This is a genomic window from uncultured Azohydromonas sp. (genome assembly GCF_937926365.1).
Classification (GTDB): domain Bacteria; phylum Pseudomonadota; class Gammaproteobacteria; order Burkholderiales; family Burkholderiaceae_C; genus Azohydromonas.
In genome coordinates this window covers 37,076-53,870 of record NZ_CALAOH010000123.1, presented here as the reverse complement: position 1 = coordinate 53,870, position 16,795 = coordinate 37,076, and the positions used below count along the sequence as shown (strand labels likewise).

The window sequence follows — 16,795 nt, the reverse complement described above, 5'->3', positions numbered from 1 at the left end:
CGCCGCCCGCGGCAGCCGGCGCTGGCGCCGCCACCGGCATCCCGGCGCCGGCGATGCCCGCCTCGCCCAGCAGGTGCCGGGGCTCGATCGCGATCCAGCGGCCCTTGCCTGATTCCATGCGGGCGCGCAGCGCGGCGCGGCTGATCAGGTGCTCCAGCTCGCGCACGTTGCCCGGCCAGGATTGGTGCAACAGCAGCGCCTTGCTCGCCGGCGACAGGCGCAGGTTGCGCGCGCCCAGGCGGTGCTGGTTCTCCTCCAAAAAACTCTCCGCCAGCGCCAGCACGTCGCGCCCGCGCTCGCGCAGCGGCGGCACGCGCAGCGGGTACACCGACAGCCGGTGGTAGAGATCGGCGCGGAAGCGCCCGGCCGCCACTTCCTCCGCCAGGTCACGGTTCGTCGCCGCGATCACCCGCACGTCCACGTGCACCACCTCGTCGCTGCCCGGGCGCTGAACTTCACCGCTCTGCAGCACGCGCAGCAGCTTGGCCTGCACCGGCAGCGACAGCTCGCCCACCTCGTCCAGGAACAGCGTGCCGCCGTCGGCGACTTGGAAGCGCCCCGCGCGCGCCTGCGTCGCGCCGGTGAAGGCGCCCCGCCGGTGGCCGAACAGTTCGCTCTCGGCCAGCGTCTCCGGCAACGCCGCGCAGTTCACCTGCACCAGCGGCTGCGCATGGCGCAGCGACTGGGCATGCAGCCGGCGGGCAACCAGTTCCTTGCCCACGCCGGTCTCGCCCAGGATCAGCACCGTCAGCTCCGAGGCGGCGACGGTGGCGATCTCGCGCTGCAGCCGCTGCATCGCCGGGCTGCGGCCCAGCAGTTCGCGCGGCGCGCGCTGGCCCTCGTCGCGCAGCGCCTCGGCCCGCGCCAGCGCCTGCTCGGCGCTGTCGGCCAGCGCGCGGATGGTCTGTGCCGCCGCAATGCCCTGCTCCACCAGCCGCGCCAGCGCCGGCAGCTGCGCCTGCACCGTGTCGAAACGCCCGGGCTGCAGCGCGTCCAGTGTCAGCAGGCCCCAGGTCTGGCCATCCAGCCGCAGCGGCGCGCCCATGCAGTCGTGCACCGGCAGGATCTCGGGCTGGTGCGCCACCAGCCCGTCGTAGGGGTCGGGCAGGCTGCAGTCCGCCGGCAGCCGCTGCCCTTGCGGACTGCGCAGCAGCAGCGCCAGCCGCGGATGGGCCTGCACCGGGAAGCGCCGCGCCAGCGCCTCCTCGCTCAGGCCCTGCACCGCCACCGGCACCAGCACCTCGCCTTCGAGCCGCAGCAGCGCCACTGCGTCCGCCTGCGCCATGCCGCGCACGGCGGCCAACAGCTCGGCGTAGCGCACGTCCTCTGCCGCTACACCTGTCATCTCGGTCTTCATGACCACATTGTTGTCTATTCGACCACGCGCTAATCCGAGTGAAAAAGACCACCGCGGGCATGGAATTGAGATGAATCAAGTACTTGGCGCACGCCGGCGGGCAGGCCCGCAACTTGATATGGAACAAAGGTTCTGCTTCAGGAGCTTCCACATGCTGTCCCCCAAGACCATTGAACTTGTCAAAGCCACCGTTCCCGTGCTGCAGGAGCACGGCGAGGCGATCACGAAGCACTTCTATCCGCTCATGTTCCGCGAGCGCCCGGAAGTGAAGGCCTTCTTCAACGAGGCGCACCAGGCGCATGGCTCGCAGCCGCGCGCGCTGGCGCACGCGGTGCTGGCCTACGCGGCGCACATCGACCGCCTCGACAAGATCGCCGGCGAGCTGCCGCGCATCGTGCACAAGCACGTGGCGCTGGGTGTGCTGCCCGAGCACTACCCCATCGTCGGCGAGTACCTGCTGCGCGCCATCCGCGAGGTGCTGGGCGCGGCCGCCACCGACGACATCATCAACGCCTGGGCCGAGGCCTACGGCGCGCTGGCGCAGGTGCTGATCCAGGCCGAGGAGGAGGTGTACGCCAGCAACGCCGAGCGCGTGGGCGGCTGGCGCGGCACGCGCGCCTTCCGCGTCGCGCGCCGCGAGGTGGAGAGCGAACTGATCACCTCCTTCTACCTGGCCCCCGTGGACGGCGGTGCGCTGCCGGCGTACCACCCCGGCCAGTACCTGACGCTGGTGCTCAACATCGACGGCCAGCCCACGCGGCGCAACTACTCGCTCTCCGGCGCGCCGGGGCAAGACACCTGGCGCATCAGCGTCAAGCGCGAGCCCGGCGGCAAGGTGTCGAACTGGCTGCACGACCAGGCCCAGGTCGGCACCGAGCTGCAGGTGCAGCAACCCGCGGGCGAGTTCGTGCTGGACAAGCTCGACGCCACGCGCCCGCTGCTGCTGATCACCGGCGGCGTGGGCATCACGCCCGCGATGAGCATGCTGGAGACCGTGGCCGCCACCGGCCGCCCCGTGCACTTCCTGCATGCCGCGCGCCACGGCGGCGTGCACGCCTTCCGCGAGCGCGTGCAGGCGCTGGCGGCCGAGCATCCGAACGTGCAGGCCTTCTTCCTCTACGACGAGCCGCGCGCGGGCGACAAGCCGCACGCCGTGGGCCGCCTCACGTCCCAGGTGCTGGTGCAGCACCTGCCCGCGGACCGCGACGTGGACCTGTACTTCCTCGGCCCCAAACCCTTCATGCAGCAGGTGCGCCGCCTGGCGCTGGCGCTGGGCGTGCCGGAAGAACGGCTGCGCTGGGAGTTCTTCGGGCCGCTGGAGGCGCTGGAAGAGGCGGCTTGAACCCGGGAGCCTTCCTGGGCAGGGCGGGGTGCCCTGCCCATCTCTGACCCTGCGCCTGCACCGATTTAGGGCAGCGCGCAGACTCCCGCCCTCGCCGACCTTCCTTGAAGTCCGTGTCGTCGCTTACCACTACCCCCACTTCTCCCCGTCTTTCCTCCCTGAAGCGGCTGCTGCCGCCACGCCTGGACGTGGCGCCGCGGGAGCGCTGGCGTGCCGCGGCCGGCGGCCTGGTCGGCATCCTGGCCACCGCGCTGATGGCGCGCTCGATGCTCGCCGCCGGCCAGCCCTGGCTGATCGCGCCCATGGGCGCCTCGGCGGTGCTGCTGTTCGCGCTGCCGGCCAGCCCGCTGGCGCAGCCCTGGTCGGTGCTGGGCGGCAACATGGTGTCGGCCACCATGGGCGTGGCCTGCGTGCTGGCGCTGGGCACCTCGCCGCTGTCGGCGGGCCTGGCGCTGATGCTGGCGCTGCTGGCCATGTTCTGGCTGCGCTGCCTGCACCCGCCGGGCGGCGCCATCGCCGTCTCGGCCGTGCTGGGCGGCTCGGCACTGCAGGCCCAAGGTTTCAGCTTCGTACTCATGCCCGTCGGGCTGAACACGGCGCTGCTGCTGCTGGCGGCCGTTCTCTACAACAACGTCACCGGCCGCGCCTACCCGCACCGCGCCGCCCCGCCAGCGCCCGGCCACGGCACCGCCGATGCCGCGCCCAACCAGCGCCTGGGCTTCACGCACGAGGACCTGGAGGTGGTGCTGCACCGCTACGGGCAGGTGCTGGACGTGGACCCCGACGACTTGGAAGACCTGCTGCACCAGGCCGAGGCCCAGGCCTACCAGCGCCGATTCGGCGTGATCCGCTGCGGCGACATCATGTCGCGCGACGTGGTGACGGTGGAGTTCGGCACCTCGCTGACAGAGGCCTGGAACCAGCTGCGCGGCCACCGCGTCAAGGCGCTGCCGGTGGTGGACCGGGCCCGGCACGTCATCGGCATCCTCACGCTGGTGGATTTCATGAAGCACGCCGGCCTGGACCGCCACGACGGCTGGTCGCGCAAGCTGCGCGACTTCCTGCGACCCAGCGGCCTGACGCACACCGAGAAGCCCGAGGCGGTGGGCCAGATCATGACCGCCCGCGTGCACACCGCCGGCGTGGACACGCCCATCGTCGAGCTCGTGCCGCTGCTGTCGGACCTGGGGCTGCACCACATCCCGGTCGTGGACGCCGATCGGCGCCTGGTCGGCATGGTCACGCAGTCGGACCTGGTGGCCGCGCTCTACCGCCGCCGGCTCGACGAGGCCACCGGCTTCGGCGAAACGGCATCCGCCCTGAAAAATCGATAGAAACGCTTGTGTAGTCGCTAAAAACGCTGCTAAACTGCGCAGCTTCTGAGACGAACACCTGCCCAGGTGGCGGAATTGGTAGACGCACTAGTTTCAGGTACTAGCGGGTAACTCCGTGGAGGTTCGAGTCCTCTCCTGGGCACCAACGAAAAAGCCAGCGCACTGCGCTGGCTTTTTTCATTTCCGGCCCGGAAACCTCAACGAGCCGTCGTGTCCGCCAGCACCGCCAGATCGATAGGCGCCGCCACGCCGGCCACCGCGGCGCCCAAGCACAGCCGCTTCTCCCCCTCGTAGCCCTGCGCCCGCGCCAGCGCGTAAGCCTCGCGCGTGGCCAGCGCCCGCGTGCCCTGGGCCTTGTTGTGCTTCTCCAGCTTGGCCGCGAGGTTCACGGCGTCGCCGATGACGGTGTATTCCAGCCGCCGGCCATCGCCGACGATGCCCGACACCACCTCCCCCGCCGCCAGCCCGGCGCCCACGTCCGGCGCCGCCAGCCCGGCCTGCCGCCGCCGCGCGCGCCAGCCGTCCACCGCCAGCACGATCTCGTCCACCGCGCGCAGCGCCCGCGCGGCGCAGGCAGGGTCCGGCGCCACCGCGCCGAAGCTGGCCAGGATGCCGTCACCCAGGTACTTGTCGACGCTGCCGCCGTGGCGCCGCAGGATGGGAACGATCAGCCGCTGGTACTCGCCCAGCAGCGCGATCACGCCCCGCGGGCCGAGCTGCGCCGCCGCCGCAGTGAAGCCGCGCAGATCCAGGAACAGCACCGCCGCTTCCCGCAGCTCGCCCTGCCCGGCCATGAGCTCGTCCTCCGAGCCCGTGATGCGCCGTGCCACCGCGTCGTCGAAGAACAGTGACAAGTCCGCCGCCGCGCGCTGCTGTGCCAGCGCGCGCCGCAGCAGCGCGCGGGCACGCACCAGGGCCAGCGTCAGCGTGGCGGTGAACAGCGCCAGCGCCAGCAGCTTGTCCAGTTCGCTGCCGAGGTGGATCTGCAGCGAGCGCAGCGAGGTCACGTAGTCCCAGGTGATCGGGCTCGCCGGCGCGCTCCACAGCGTCCAGCCCAGCAGCGCCAGCCAGCCCAGCAAGGCGGTGCCGCCCGACACCGCCACCCACAGCGGCTCGAAGCGCAGCGCGCGCAGGCCCACCAGCACGAAGACGTAGACGAAGGCCGTGCCCTTGAGCGCCAGCTGCGGCGGCTGCTCGTACTGCAGATGCTGCAGCCAGAGCGTGGCGATGAGCACGCCCATCTCCGCCACCACGCCGGCGGCCAGCAGCCGGGGGCCGAGCTGGCCGGTCCAGGCCGCGTACAGGCGCAGCAGCACCAGCAGCGCGAACAGGCTCAGCCCCAGCGGCGCGGCCTGCACCGGCGCATCGGGCGCGAAGCCCGGCGGCGTGATGCCCACCAGCACCGCCAGCAAGCCCACCAGCAGCAGCTGCACGCCCGCCACCAGCAACTCGGCGCGGAACTGCTCCGCCCGCAGTTCCTGCCGTACCCGCGCCGGCAGCGTCGCGCCGGGCGCGTTCAGCAGCAGCCAGGAGCGCCACGCGGCGGCCATGCTCAGGCTCCCGTGCCGCCGACGCGCAGCCGCCCGCCCGCGATGCGCTCACAGGTGCCCGCGGGCAGGACGATCCATTCCTCCGCGCCCCGCTCCTCGCGCGCCTGGCCCGCGCAGGCGTGGACGCTGGTGCCGCAGTCATTGCGGCCGGCACGCACGATGCCGTGGCAGCGCTCGCGCTCCAGCACGAAGCTGCTGCCCGGCGTGCTCAGCACTTGCGTGTAGCGCTGCACCGCGGCCAGCGCCGCCAGCAGCACGCTGCCCAGCACGAGCGCGTTGCCCAGCGCGGTGGCGCAGCCCGGGGCCATGCGAGGTGCGCCGGTGGCGCCGGTGGCATCGGCCCCGTCGGACGGTTCCAGGGACGGGCCCGCGCTCATTGCAGTTTCTCCCCGCGCAGCACCGGCGCCTTGAGCCCCTGCGCCAACCGCATCGCGGCGGCGATGACCGTGCACATCACGCCGAAGGCGAGCCAGGCATGCGGATGCAGCAGCGGCAGCCCCACCAGCACCAGGCCGTCGTTGGAGCCCGGGATCAGCAGGCTGCCCACCGCCATGAGCGCCCCGCCCGCCAGGCTGCGCAGCCACTGCGCCGGCGTCGGGCGCTGGCTTTTCAAACGCCCGGCCGTCCAGCCGCCCACCAGTGCACCGCCGAGCAGCGCGGTCAGTAGCGCCAGCGGCAGGGCCGGGTGAGATGCCATGCGCCGCGCCAGCGCCGCCAGCAGATCCGTGTAGGCCCAGGCGCCGGCCAGCAGCCAGCTCAGCAGGAAGCAGAGGCCGATGACGGCCGTGGCCGCGTGCGGCGCCCACACCCGCGCCGCCACGGCGCGCCAGCCGCCGCGCGATCCGCGCGCCAGGCGCCAGGCCGCGAACAGCACGAAGCCGGCGGCCAGCGGGGCCTGGGGCAGCAGGCTCGGCGGGGGCGAGGTGGCCGCCACCGGCTGCGGTCCCAGCAGGCCCGCCGCCAGGCAGCCGAGGTAGAAACCCGCCGGCACCGCGGCCTGCGCCCACTGTCCCGAGCCCAGCCGCGCGATGGCGCCAAAGACGCAAGCGCCGTTGATCCAGGCGCCCAGCCCCAGCAGCGCGGCGCCCAGCACCGTGTGGACGCCCACCGGATGCGGCGCGGGCATGACGCCGGTCCAGCCCGCTACTTGAGCCAGCGCCAGCCCGCCGGCCACCCACAGCGCCGCCTCGCCCATGGCGCGCAACCGCCGGGCGCTGCGCTGGCGCAACACCTCTTCCACGGCCGCGACGGTGCAGGTGCCGCCGCGCTGGATGGCAAAGCCCATCAGGGCGACGCAGGCCAGGACGGCGAGCACGGCGGCGGCGCTCGTGAGATGGGTCATGGAGAGCTCCTTGGGTCGCGACGACTGTCTGAGTACGACACCGTCGCCGGCCGTGAGCCGACGTGCGCCGCCCCCTGACCCGTCATGCCCGCGCAGGCGGGCATCCACGAGTACCGGGACGCAGCCTGCAAACGCGGGCCTGCCTCAATGCCTCGTCAGGGTGGCGTGTCGGCGTTCGTGGATGCCCGCCTTCGCGGGCATGACGAAGTAGAGAGCGAGGCGTTTCAGCTCACGGTATCTCGCCGCTCATGACGCTGGGCAGCGAGGCACCGGCACTGCATCAAGTCGCCCGTGCGGTCTTGACGCCTCACAAAAACTCCCCCCTCAAGTCCACGCTCGACCGCACCCCCAGCGCGCCGAAGTGCTGCTCCAGCCAGCGCCCGGCGTGCAGGCGTCCGGCGTCGCGCAGCTCGGTGAGGAAGTTCCAGTCGCAGTTGAGCTTGCTGGCGGCGCCGTAGCCGCTCATCACGTCGTCGGCACGGATCGAGTGGATGAGCATCTGCTTGAACTCGTCGCTGGAGAGCTTGCCGCGCTCGATCAACCCGGTGACGAACACGATGGCGCGCATCTCGCGCATCAGCGAGGAGTTGAAGCTCACCTCGTTGAGCCGGTTCAGGATCTCCCCGGCCGTGGTCGGCACGCCCCGGCGCACGATGGGGTTCAGGTGCACGATCACCACGTCCCGCGCGTCGCACTCGTAGATCAGCGGGAAGATGGCCGGGTTGCCCATGTAGCCGCCGTCCCAGTAGGGCTCGCCGTCGATCATCACCGACTGGAACACGAAGGGCAGACAGGCCGAAGCCAGCACCGCGTCCGCGCTCACGTCGGCGCAGCTGAAGATGCGCACCTTGCAGGTCTGCACGTTGGTGGCGCACAGGAACAGTTTCACGGCCGACTCGCGCCGCAGCCGCTCGAAATCCACGTGCGCCTCCAGCACGTCGCGCAGCGGGTTGAAGTTCAGCGGGTTGAGCTGATAGGGCGAGAACACGCGCGTGAGGAACTCCATCCACTGGTAGGCCGGCGAGTACTCCAGCGGGAAGTCGTGCAGCCAGCTCATCCACGGCAGCGCGCGGTACGGGTTCCAGCGCTGGTCGGCCTCGCTCACCGCGCGCCAGAAGCGCTCCAGCGCCTCGCGCGCGCCGTCGGGCCCGTCCACGGTCCAGCCGTGCGCCAGCACCGCCGCGTTCATGGCGCCGGCGCTGGTGGCGCTGATGCCCTCGAAGCGGATGCGGCCGTCCTCGATCAGCCGGTCCAGCACGCCCCAGGCGAAGGCGCCATGCGCCCCACCGCCCTGCAGCGCCAGGTTGACGGTCTTCACTTCGGGCTTCACGGCCGCCCGCTGGCGGCTGGGTTTCACGCGCATGTCCATGGCGGCTCCTCGGTTTCGCATCTCGTCGCTCCGTTCGACCAGGGCTGGCTGAACGGACATCTTCGGGCTCCCGCGGCAAAACGGGATCAGTGCTGGGTCCAGCCCCCGTCCATCGGGATGGCGGCGGCGGTCAGGGAGGCGGCGGCCTCGGAGGCCAGGAACACCGCCAGCGCGGCCAACTCCTCCACGCGCACGAACTCCTTGCGCGCCTGGTGCACCAGCATCACGTCGCGCACCACCGCCTCGGGCGGGATGCCGTGCGCGCGCGCCTGGTCGGCGATCTGCCGCTCCACCAGCGGCGTCTTCACGTAGCCCGGACAGAGCGTGTTGGCCGTGATGCCGGATTCGGCCAGCTCCACCGCCACGCAGCGCGTGAGCCCCACCAGCCCGTGCTTGGCCGCGACGTAGGCCGACTTGAAGGGCGACGCCGTGAGCCCGTGCGCCGACGCCACGTTGAGGATGCGGCCGAAGCGCCGCGCCTTCATGCCCGGCACCACGGCCTGGATCAGCACGAAGGCCGCCGTGAGGTTGATGGCCAGCACGGCGTCCCAGCGGTCGGGCGGGAAGTCCTCCACCGGCGCCACGTGCTGGATGCCGGCGTTGTTGACCACGATGTCCACCCGGCCGAACTCGGCTTCGGCGCGCGCCGCCAGGTCGCGGATCTCCTGTGGTTGGCGCATGTCCGCGCCGTGGAAGCGCACCTTCACGCCGAACTCGCGCTGCAGCCCGGCCCGGGTGCGCTCGATCTCGTCGGCGGGGCCCAGCCCGTTGAGCATCACGTCGGCGCCCTGCGCCGCGAAGGCCCGGGCAATAGCCAACCCGATGCCGCTGGTGGAGCCGGTGACGATGGCGGATTTGCTTGCGAGCAGCATGGTGTTCTCCAGGAGGGTTCAGACGGTGGGACGGGAAGGCAGTACGGCCTGGGACGGCGTCCCTTCCCCATCCGCCTCCGGCGTGCGCGTGAAGCGCAGGTGCGTGATGTCGGCGCTGAAGCACATGCTCCAGGTCCACTCGACCCAGATGCGCACCTTGCGTCCGAGGGTGGGCATGAGCAGCAGGTAGTACGCGCGCCACAGCAGCCAGGCCGGCAGGCCCGACAGCCGCAGCCCGGACAGCTCGGCCACGCCCTTGAGGTGGCCGGTGGTGGCCATCATTCCGCGCGAGCGGTGGCTGAAGGCCCGCGTGGGCGCGGTGCCGCCGAAGCCGCCGCCCACGATCACGATGTGGCGGGTCATGGCCGCGCTCCCTCAGCGATCCGAGCCCGGCCACACGCGGCGGCCGAGCAGCCGGTCCAGCGACAGCGCGCCGGGGCCGTGCGTGAGCGTCACCAGCAGCATCAGGCCCCAGGTCTGGTGATCCTTCAGGCCCACGGCGCCCAGGTCCGGATAGGAAATGACGGCCACGACGTTGAACACGAACAGCACCGCGGCGGCCAGCCGCGTGCCGAGGCCCAGCACCAGCAGCACCGGGAAGAACAGCTCCACCCCCGTGCCCAGCAGCGCCGCCAGCGCCGGCGGCAGCAGCGGCACGGCGTACTCGTTCTCGAACAGGGCCAGCGTCGAGTCCCAGCTCGCGAGCTTGGTCAGGCCGGACTTGAAGAACACGGCGGCGACGAAGAGGCGCAGGACCAGGTCCACCACCGGCGAAAGGTGATCGAGGCCGCGCACCAGGCGGCCCTGCTCCAGGGCGCGCTGTGCGAGGCCGGGGGGTGCGGTGGTGGGGAACTGCGAAGGCGAGTTGACGTAATGCACGTTGATTGCTCCTGAGTGGTGCTGTCCGCAGACGCGCGGGACGGATGGATGGTTGGGAGGCATTCGCCGTGAGCCGAGCCGCTTCGCACCCTGATTCGTCACTCCCGCGAAGGCGGGAGTCCAGGCGGCCCCCAAGCCGGCCGCAAGCGGATTGGTCGGAACGCCGGGAATTGGGGGTCTTGATTCGCTGCACCCAGGCTTCGCGCTGACGGGGGGCCGCCTGGATTCCCGCCTTCGCGGGAATGACGGAGTAGTTAGCGAGGCAAACCAGCTCCCGACTGACGCTCCGCCACGTTCCCCGGACACCCGTGCACCTTCGCGGGCAAGACGAACCAGGCAGCGCAGCCATCCAGCTCACGGCCAACGTCTGGCAGCTTGCCTGGACGGGTCAGCTCACCCCGCCTTCTTCTCTCCCTTCATCAGCGCCGCCGCCCCGCCGTGCACGTTCTCGGGCTTGTCCGTGACCATGCCGCCGGCGATGCGCGCGCAGGTGCCCTTGGGCACGTAGATCCAGGCCTCGGCCTCGCGGTCCATGGTGGAGGTGCCGGCGCAGGCGCTCTTGCTGGTGCCGCAGTCGTTCTTGCCGGCCTTGACGATGCCGGCGCACTTCTCCATGTCGCCCTTGGCGGCCAGCGCCGGGCCGCTGCCCAGCGATCCGCCCAGCGCCACCAGCGTGGCGATGGAAGCGGCAACGAGGGTCTTCGATTGGGTGCTCATGTCGGACTCCTTGGTCGGTAGGGAAAGGATTGAGGTTCGGGTTCAGGCCGGATCGCCCCCGTTGCGGCTGCAACTTCGGTCGCCCCGTGATCCACAGTCTGGTCGGCGGGCATCACGCGGCCGTGGAGCGAAATTCACGTTTTGGTCACGGCGCCGTTCAGGCCGCGGCCAGCGCGGACGCGAGCGCGAGCGCGAGCCGCAGGTTCAGTTCGGGATGGCGGATGTTCATGGCGGCCTCCGAAAGGCACAGGGACGCCGCGGCGGCACGGGCTTGGCGGCCCGCGCCGCGGCGCGGGCCTCACATGTCGTGTTCCATGTGCGGCTTGTCGACGGGGAAGAGATCGACCGCGATCAGCACCGCCGGGGTGGAGCCGGTGTTCTTCCACCAGTGGGAGGTGCCGTTGCGCTCGGGCGCGACGTCGCCGGCGCGGTGCACGATGGGCATGGCGCAGCTGCTGGCGTACTCGGTGACCTCGCCCGAGACCGTGTAGATCATGGCCGGGCGGTGGTCGTGGCTGTGCCAGGGCACGATGCCGCCGGGCTCGATGTCGAGCTGGCGCAGCCTGAAGGCCCGACCCTGCAGCGCCAACGGCTCGCGCGAGAGGTCCGTCATGGCGCGCACCACGTCCGTGACGCCCTGCGGCAGGGTCGGACCCATGGCCTGGCCGCGGCCGTCGGGGACGCGCTTGTCGGCCGGGCATTCGCCGGCCAGCGCGGCCGTGGCGCCCAGCGCGGCGACGGCGGCCACGACGGTGGCTTGCGCCACGCGGCGCCGGGGGGAGGAAGTCATGCGGTTCATGCGGCGTGCTCCATCGGAAAGAGGGTTTGGAGGGGTTGCATGGACCGGCCCTTTGCCGGGCCGCCCGCAGACAAATTTGGTCGCCGGGCTTCACCGCGCGGTCGCGCGTTGGTCACGTTTTGGTCACGCCGCGCGGCGGGCCACCAAAGATCACTTTTCCATCACGAGCCCTGCGCTCCACGCCCCGCTGCCTAGACTGTTTTTCAAGCCTTCAGCCCCTCCAGGAGCGCGCATGAATCCTCTGCTCTCGCACCCGCTGCCGCCCTGCGCTGCCGGCATCGGCCTGCGCGCCGAGCACCACGCCGCGCTGCTGGACCTGAAACCCCGGGTGGACTTCGCGGAGGTGCACAGCGAGAACTACTTCGGCCGCGGCGGGCCGCCGCTGCACTGGCTGCGCCGCGCGCGCGAGTTCTGTGCGCTGAGCCTGCACGGCGTGGGACTGTCCATCGGCTCGGTGGACCCGCTGCGCGCGCAGCACCTGCGGCGCCTGCGCGAGCTGGTCGATGAGCTGCAGCCCGCGCTCGTCTCCGAGCACCTGAGCTGGAGCTGCGTGGACGGCCTCTACGCCAACGATTTATTGCCGTTGCCCTTCACGCGCGAGGCGCTGGCGCACGTGGTGGCGCGCGTGCAGCAGGTGCAGGAGGCGCTGGGCCGCCCGCTGCTGCTGGAGAACCTCTCCAGCTACCTGCGCTTCGCGGCCGACGAGATGCCGGAGTGGGATTTCATCAGCGAGGTCGCGCGGCGCAGCGGCTGCGGCCTGCTGCTCGACGTGAACAACCTGTACGTGAGCGCGCGCAACCACGGCTTCGATCCCGCGGATTACCTGGCCGCGCTGCCGCCCGAGGCCGTCGCGCAATACCACCTGGCGGGCTTCACGCACCGGCGCTTCGACGACGGCGCCGAAATCCTCATCGACACCCACAGCCGCCGCGTGAGCGAGGACGTGTGGGCGCTGTACGCGCAAGCGCTGCGGTGCCTGGGGCCGCGGCCCACGCTGATCGAGTGGGACGCCGAGCTGCCGCCGCTGCCCACGCTGGTGGCCGAGGCGCGCCAGGCCGCCGCGCTGATGGAGGAGCACACCCATGCCTGCTGCCCTGCATGAGATCCAACGCCAAGTGATGCACGCCCTGCTCCAGCGCGGCGACGCCACCGCCGCCGCGGCGCTGCTGCGCCCCACGCCGGGGCTGGACGCGGCGCGGCGGCTGCAGCTCTACCGGAATAACTGCTTCGAAAGCCTCAGCGCGGCGCTGGGCGCGGTGTACCCGGTGGTGCGGCAACTCGTGGGCGACGCGTTCTTCCGGGCACTGGCGCGGCGCTTCATCCCCGCGTTCCCCTCGCGCTCGGGCAACCTGCATGACTTCGGCGCCGAGTTGTCCGAATTCCTGCGCGGCTTCGAGCCGGCCACGTCGCTGCCCTACCTGCCGGACGTGGCGGCGCTGGAATGGGCCTGCCACGCCGTCTATCACGAGGCGCCGGTGCCCGCGCTCTCGCTGGACGCGCTGGCGGCGCTGGACGCGGACCAGCAGGCGGCGCTGCGGCTGAAACTGCAGCCCTGCGCCCGGCTGCTGGCCTCCGAGTGGCCGGTACTGGACCTGTGGCGGGCGCACCAGGGCAACGCCGAAGACGCCCTGGAGGCCATCGACTGGCACGGCGGCGGCACGCGGCTGCTGGTGGCGCAGCGCGAGCTGGAAGTGGAGTTCCGGCTGCTGGGCGTGGGCGAATACGCCTGGCTGCGGGCGCTGCACGACGGCGAGGCGCTGGCGGCGGCGTGCGGGCTGGCGCTGGTGGCGGACCCTGGCTTCGAGCTGCCGGCGGTGCTGATGCGGCATCTGGAGCTGGGGAGTTTTTGTGCTTTGGATCACACCTCGTCAGCTGAAGCGCCGCGCACCCTACTTCGTCATCCCCGCGCAGGCGGGGATCCAGGCGGCCCCACGCCAGAGCGGAGCAAGGGTGCAGCGAACCAGACCGGCAGTGACTGGGGTGCCGACCGATCTGCCACCGGCCAACTTGGGGGCCGCCTGGATTCCCGCCTTCGCGGGAATGACGAAGTAGTGGGTGAAGCGGCGCCGCTCACGGCATGCACCTCATCCTTTCCTTCCTCTACCACCCCGCACCCCGCCCTCCAAGGAGACCCCTCATGACCCCCCGTCGCGTGCTGGTGATCGAGGACGACCCGGACATCGGCCGCCTCGTGACGCTGCAGCTGGCCGAGCTGGGCTTCGAGCACCGGCTGGTCGGCGACGGCGTCACCGGCCTGGCCGAGGCCGAGGACGGGCGCTGGGACCTGTTGATCCTGGACCTCATGCTGCCGCGCCTGGACGGGCTGCAGATCTGCAAGCGCCTGCGCAGCCGCAGCGGGGGCTACCTGCCCATCCTCATGCTCACCGCCAAGTCCTCCGAGCTGGACCGCGTGCTGGGCCTGGAGCTGGGCGCGGACGACTACCTGACGAAACCCTTCTCCATGCTGGAGCTGGCGGCGCGGGTGAAGGCCATCCTGCGCCGGCAGGAGCATTTCGAGGCCGCGGCCGCCACGCCGGCGAGCACCCTCATCGAGGCCGGCGAGCTGCGCATCGACCTCGACCGCCACGAGGTACGGGTCTCCGGCCGCCCCGTGGACCTCACGGCCAAGGAGTTCGAGCTGCTGGTGCACTTCGCGCGCGCGCCGGGCCGCGTCTTCACCCGCGCGCAACTGCTGGACCAGGTCTGGGGCTACACCCACAGCGGCTACGAGCACACCGTCAACTCCCACATCAACCGGCTGCGCAACAAGATCGAGCGCGACCCGGCGCAGCCGGCACACATCCAGACCGTGTGGGGCGTGGGCTACCGCTTCGCGTCGCAGTCATGAGCTTCCTGGTCCAACCCAAGCCGCCGCGCACGCGCGGCCCCGTGGGCAACAGCCTGTCGCTGAAACTCTCCGCCCTGCTGGCCGCGGCCTTCATCGCCGTGGGCGGGCTGCTCGTCGTGGCGACGCAGGCGATGTTCGAGCCCTCGCGGCTGCTGGAGCTGTCCACCGACGTGATGATCGGCAGCGTGGTGTTCTCGCTGCTGGCGGCGCTGTGCGTGTTCCAGCTCTTCACGCGGCGGCTCAAGCGCCTGGCCGACGCGGTGGACGCCTACGACCAGCGCGGCGACTTCCGCACGCCGCTGGCGCTGGCCGAGGCCGACGCGCACGGCGACGAGATCGAGCGCCTGGCCGCGCACGTGGAAGGCATGACCGGGCGCATCGCCGACCAGCTCGGCGAGCTGGAGCGCGTGGCCACGCGCCGGCGCGACCTGCTGGCCAACGTCTCGCACGACCTGCGCACGCCGCTGGCCTCGATGCAGGGCTACCTGGAGATCCTGCTGCTGCGCCGCGGCGAGCTTTCCGAGGCCGAGGAGCGCAACTACCTCGAAGTCGCGGCCAAGCACAGCGAGCGGCTGGGCCGGCTGGTCAACGACCTGTTCCAGCTCACCAAGCTGGAGGCCGAGGACGTGCACCCGCAATGCGAGCGCTTCCCGCTGGCGGAGCTGGTGCAGGACGTGGCGCAGAAATTCGCCCTCGACGCCGCGCAGCGCCAGCTCACGCTGCACGCCGCCTGCGGCGCCGCCATGCCGCTGGTGGAGGCCGACATCGGCATGGTCGAGCGCGTGCTGGAGAACCTGGTGGAGAACGCGCTGCGCCACACGCCCGAAGGGGGCCGCGTCACGCTGGAGCTGGGGCTGGACCAGGGCCGCGCCACGGTGGCGGTGAGCGACACCGGCGTGGGCATCCCGGCCGACGAGATCGACAAGGTGTTCGACCGCTTCTACCGCGCCGACCGCACCGGCGCGCGCCACCACGCCGGGCTCGGCCTGGCCATCGCGCGGCTGATGGTGCAGCTGCACGGCGGGCAGCTGCGGGTGCGCAGCAGGCCGGGCCACGGCACCACCTTCAGCTTCGACCTGCCGCTGGCGCCCGGACTGACCGTTTCGAACGACAAAGACATGGCGACACAAGCGCAGCCCCTGCCCGGCGGGACCATCGCCGCGCCATGAACATCATTGCCCCGAGTCGGTACCCGTGGGTGCTGGGCCTGCTGCTGGTCCTGGCCGCGGCGCTGGGCGGGCTTGCGCTGCGCCTGGGCAGCGCCGCGCTGGCGCCGGCACTTGTTTGCGCGCTGGGGCTGGCCGTTGCGCTGGGCTGCCGGGCGCGGCGGCGCGAGCTGGCGCTGAAGGTGCAACTGGCCGGGCAGGCACAGCGCCTGGGCGCGCTGCAGCAGGCTCTGGAGCATGCCCAGGCCGAGCGCGGCGAAGCGCTGGCCGCCGTGCGCGCGGGCGAGCAGCGCTACGAGCTGGCGCTGCGCGGCAGCCAGGACGGGCTGTGGGAATGGGACATCGGCGCCGACCGCATGCGGCTGTCCCCGCGCTGGAAAAGCATGCTGGGCTACGCCGAGCACGAGCTGGGCGACTCGCGCGCGCAGTGGCGCGCCTGCGTGGAGCCGCAGGACCTGCCCGCGCTGGAGCAGGCGCTGCAGCGCCACCTGGCCGACGCGCAGTGCCGCTTCGAGGGCGAGCTGCGCTTGAAACACAAGGACGGCAGCCTGCGCTGGGTGCTCACGCGCGGCGTGGCGCTGCGCCATGCCAGCGGCACGCCCTACCGCATGGTCGGGCTGGACACCGACGTCACCCGGCTCAAGCGCGTGGAGACCATCCTTGACGCCGTGGCCCGCGGCACCGCCGACGCCTTCGGCGAAGCCTTCTTCAGGGCGCTGGTGCGGCATTTCGCGCGCGCGCTGGAGGTGGACTGCGCCTTCATCACCGAATGCGCCGACCAGCCGCCCACGCGCGTGCGCACGCTGGCCGTCTGGTCAGGCCAGCAGTACGAGGACAACGTCGAATACGGCCTGCCCGGCACGCCCTGCGAGCAGGTGGTGGGCGGCGGGCGCCTGTGCTTCTTTCGCAGTGAGGTGCAACGCCTGTATCCGGTGGAAGCGGGCTACGAGGCCTACCTGGGCATCCCGATCCAGGCGCAGGACGGCCGGGTGCTGGGCCACCTGGCCTTCCTGGACACCGCGCCGCGCGGCGACGAGCTGCTGCTGGAGTCGGTCTACCGCATCTTCACGGCGCGCGCGGCCATCGAGCTGGAGCTGCGCGAGGCGCGGGCGCGGCTGCAGGCGCTGGGAGCGGCGGCGCCTTCGTGAAGCCCCTGCGCGGCGATGACGAAGCAGCTGGCGGGGCGGGTCCGCTCAGGCACCAAGCCCGTCACCCCCGCC

The 16,795-nt window shown here is 71.8% G+C and carries 17 protein-coding genes and 1 tRNA gene; 8 read left to right on the top strand and 10 right to left on the bottom strand.

The genetic code is table 11. From position 1 onward, the window contains the following. Positions 1-1,357 (bottom strand): nitric oxide reductase transcriptional regulator NorR (norR, locus tag Q0741_RS12945; RefSeq protein WP_298233617.1); only part of this gene is annotated, 1,357 nt, incomplete at its 3' end. Positions 1,358-1,508: 151 nt separating this feature from the next. Between norR and hmpA the strand changes: the two genes are divergently transcribed. From hmpA to Q0741_RS12930, 3 genes are all read left to right on the top strand, one after another. Then, positions 1,509-2,699 carry an NO-inducible flavohemoprotein gene (gene hmpA, locus Q0741_RS12940; protein ID WP_298233616.1) on the top strand — a complete coding sequence of 397 codons (1,191 nt, stop codon included), beginning with the start codon at positions 1,509-1,511 and terminating at the stop codon, positions 2,697-2,699. A gap of 113 nt (positions 2,700-2,812) precedes the next feature. After that, positions 2,813-4,033 carry an HPP family protein gene (locus tag Q0741_RS12935; RefSeq protein WP_298233615.1) on the top strand — a complete coding sequence of 407 codons (1,221 nt, stop codon included), beginning with the start codon at positions 2,813-2,815 and terminating at the stop codon, positions 4,031-4,033. Between the two features lie 60 nt (positions 4,034-4,093). After that, positions 4,094-4,178, top strand: a tRNA-Leu gene (locus Q0741_RS12930). A 52-nt stretch (positions 4,179-4,230) separates the two neighbouring features. On the opposite strand, the gene Q0741_RS12925 is transcribed toward Q0741_RS12930, so the two are convergent. From Q0741_RS12925 to Q0741_RS12885, 9 genes are all read right to left on the bottom strand, one after another. Then, entirely contained in the window at positions 4,231-5,583 is a 1,353-nt protein-coding gene (locus Q0741_RS12925) for an adenylate/guanylate cyclase domain-containing protein (protein WP_298233614.1), read from the bottom strand. Positions 5,584-5,585: 2 nt separating this feature from the next. Then, entirely contained in the window at positions 5,586-5,960 is a 375-nt protein-coding gene (locus Q0741_RS12920) for a DUF2282 domain-containing protein (RefSeq protein ID WP_298233613.1), read from the bottom strand. Beyond that, on the bottom strand, positions 5,957-6,925 hold the full coding sequence (locus Q0741_RS12915; RefSeq protein WP_298233612.1) for a YeeE/YedE thiosulfate transporter family protein: 969 nt from the start codon (positions 6,923-6,925) through the stop codon (positions 5,957-5,959). The genes Q0741_RS12920 and Q0741_RS12915 overlap by 4 nt, the downstream gene beginning before the upstream one ends. 307 nt (positions 6,926-7,232) lie before the next feature. Beyond that, on the bottom strand, positions 7,233-8,294 hold the full coding sequence (locus Q0741_RS12910) for a patatin-like phospholipase family protein (protein WP_298233611.1): 1,062 nt from the start codon (positions 8,292-8,294) through the stop codon (positions 7,233-7,235). An 86-nt stretch (positions 8,295-8,380) separates the two neighbouring features. Beyond that, positions 8,381-9,163: a 3-hydroxybutyrate dehydrogenase gene (locus tag Q0741_RS12905; protein WP_298233618.1), complete on the bottom strand. Its 783-nt coding sequence runs from the start codon at positions 9,161-9,163 to the stop codon at positions 8,381-8,383. Between the two features lie 21 nt (positions 9,164-9,184). Continuing rightward, complete coding sequence (locus tag Q0741_RS12900) at positions 9,185-9,529, bottom strand: hypothetical protein (protein WP_298233610.1); 345 nt, start codon at positions 9,527-9,529, stop codon at positions 9,185-9,187. A 12-nt stretch (positions 9,530-9,541) separates the two neighbouring features. Continuing rightward, positions 9,542-10,045, bottom strand: a complete 504-nt coding sequence (locus Q0741_RS12895; RefSeq protein WP_298233609.1) for a DoxX family protein — start codon at positions 10,043-10,045, stop codon at positions 9,542-9,544. Between the two features lie 393 nt (positions 10,046-10,438). Then, positions 10,439-10,762, bottom strand: coding sequence for a DUF2282 domain-containing protein (locus Q0741_RS12890; RefSeq protein ID WP_298233608.1), 324 nt, complete (start codon positions 10,760-10,762; stop codon positions 10,439-10,441). A 298-nt stretch (positions 10,763-11,060) separates the two neighbouring features. Then, positions 11,061-11,561 (bottom strand): cupin domain-containing protein, encoded by a 501-nt coding sequence (locus Q0741_RS12885; protein ID WP_298233607.1) that lies wholly within the window; start codon positions 11,559-11,561, stop codon positions 11,061-11,063. Positions 11,562-11,793: 232 nt separating this feature from the next. Between Q0741_RS12885 and Q0741_RS12880 the strand changes: the two genes are divergently transcribed. Genes Q0741_RS12880 through Q0741_RS12860 form a run of 5 tightly spaced genes read left to right on the top strand, consistent with a single transcriptional unit; the run spans position 11,794 to position 16,723 of the window. Continuing rightward, positions 11,794-12,663 carry a DUF692 domain-containing protein gene (locus tag Q0741_RS12880; protein WP_298233606.1) on the top strand — a complete coding sequence of 290 codons (870 nt, stop codon included), beginning with the start codon at positions 11,794-11,796 and terminating at the stop codon, positions 12,661-12,663. Next, positions 12,644-13,702: a DUF2063 domain-containing protein gene (locus Q0741_RS12875; RefSeq protein ID WP_298233605.1), complete on the top strand. Its 1,059-nt coding sequence runs from the start codon at positions 12,644-12,646 to the stop codon at positions 13,700-13,702. Before Q0741_RS12880 ends, Q0741_RS12875 begins: the two co-directional genes overlap by 20 nt. Further along, positions 13,699-14,409 (top strand): response regulator transcription factor, encoded by a 711-nt coding sequence (locus Q0741_RS12870; protein WP_298233604.1) that lies wholly within the window; start codon positions 13,699-13,701, stop codon positions 14,407-14,409. The genes Q0741_RS12875 and Q0741_RS12870 overlap by 4 nt, the downstream gene beginning before the upstream one ends. Continuing rightward, positions 14,406-15,578: an ATP-binding protein gene (locus Q0741_RS12865; RefSeq protein ID WP_298233603.1), complete on the top strand. Its 1,173-nt coding sequence runs from the start codon at positions 14,406-14,408 to the stop codon at positions 15,576-15,578. The genes Q0741_RS12870 and Q0741_RS12865 overlap by 4 nt, the downstream gene beginning before the upstream one ends. After that, positions 15,575-16,723, top strand: a complete 1,149-nt coding sequence (locus Q0741_RS12860; protein WP_298233602.1) for a PAS domain-containing protein — start codon at positions 15,575-15,577, stop codon at positions 16,721-16,723. Before Q0741_RS12865 ends, Q0741_RS12860 begins: the two co-directional genes overlap by 4 nt. The last annotated feature ends 72 nt before the right edge of the window (positions 16,724-16,795 follow it).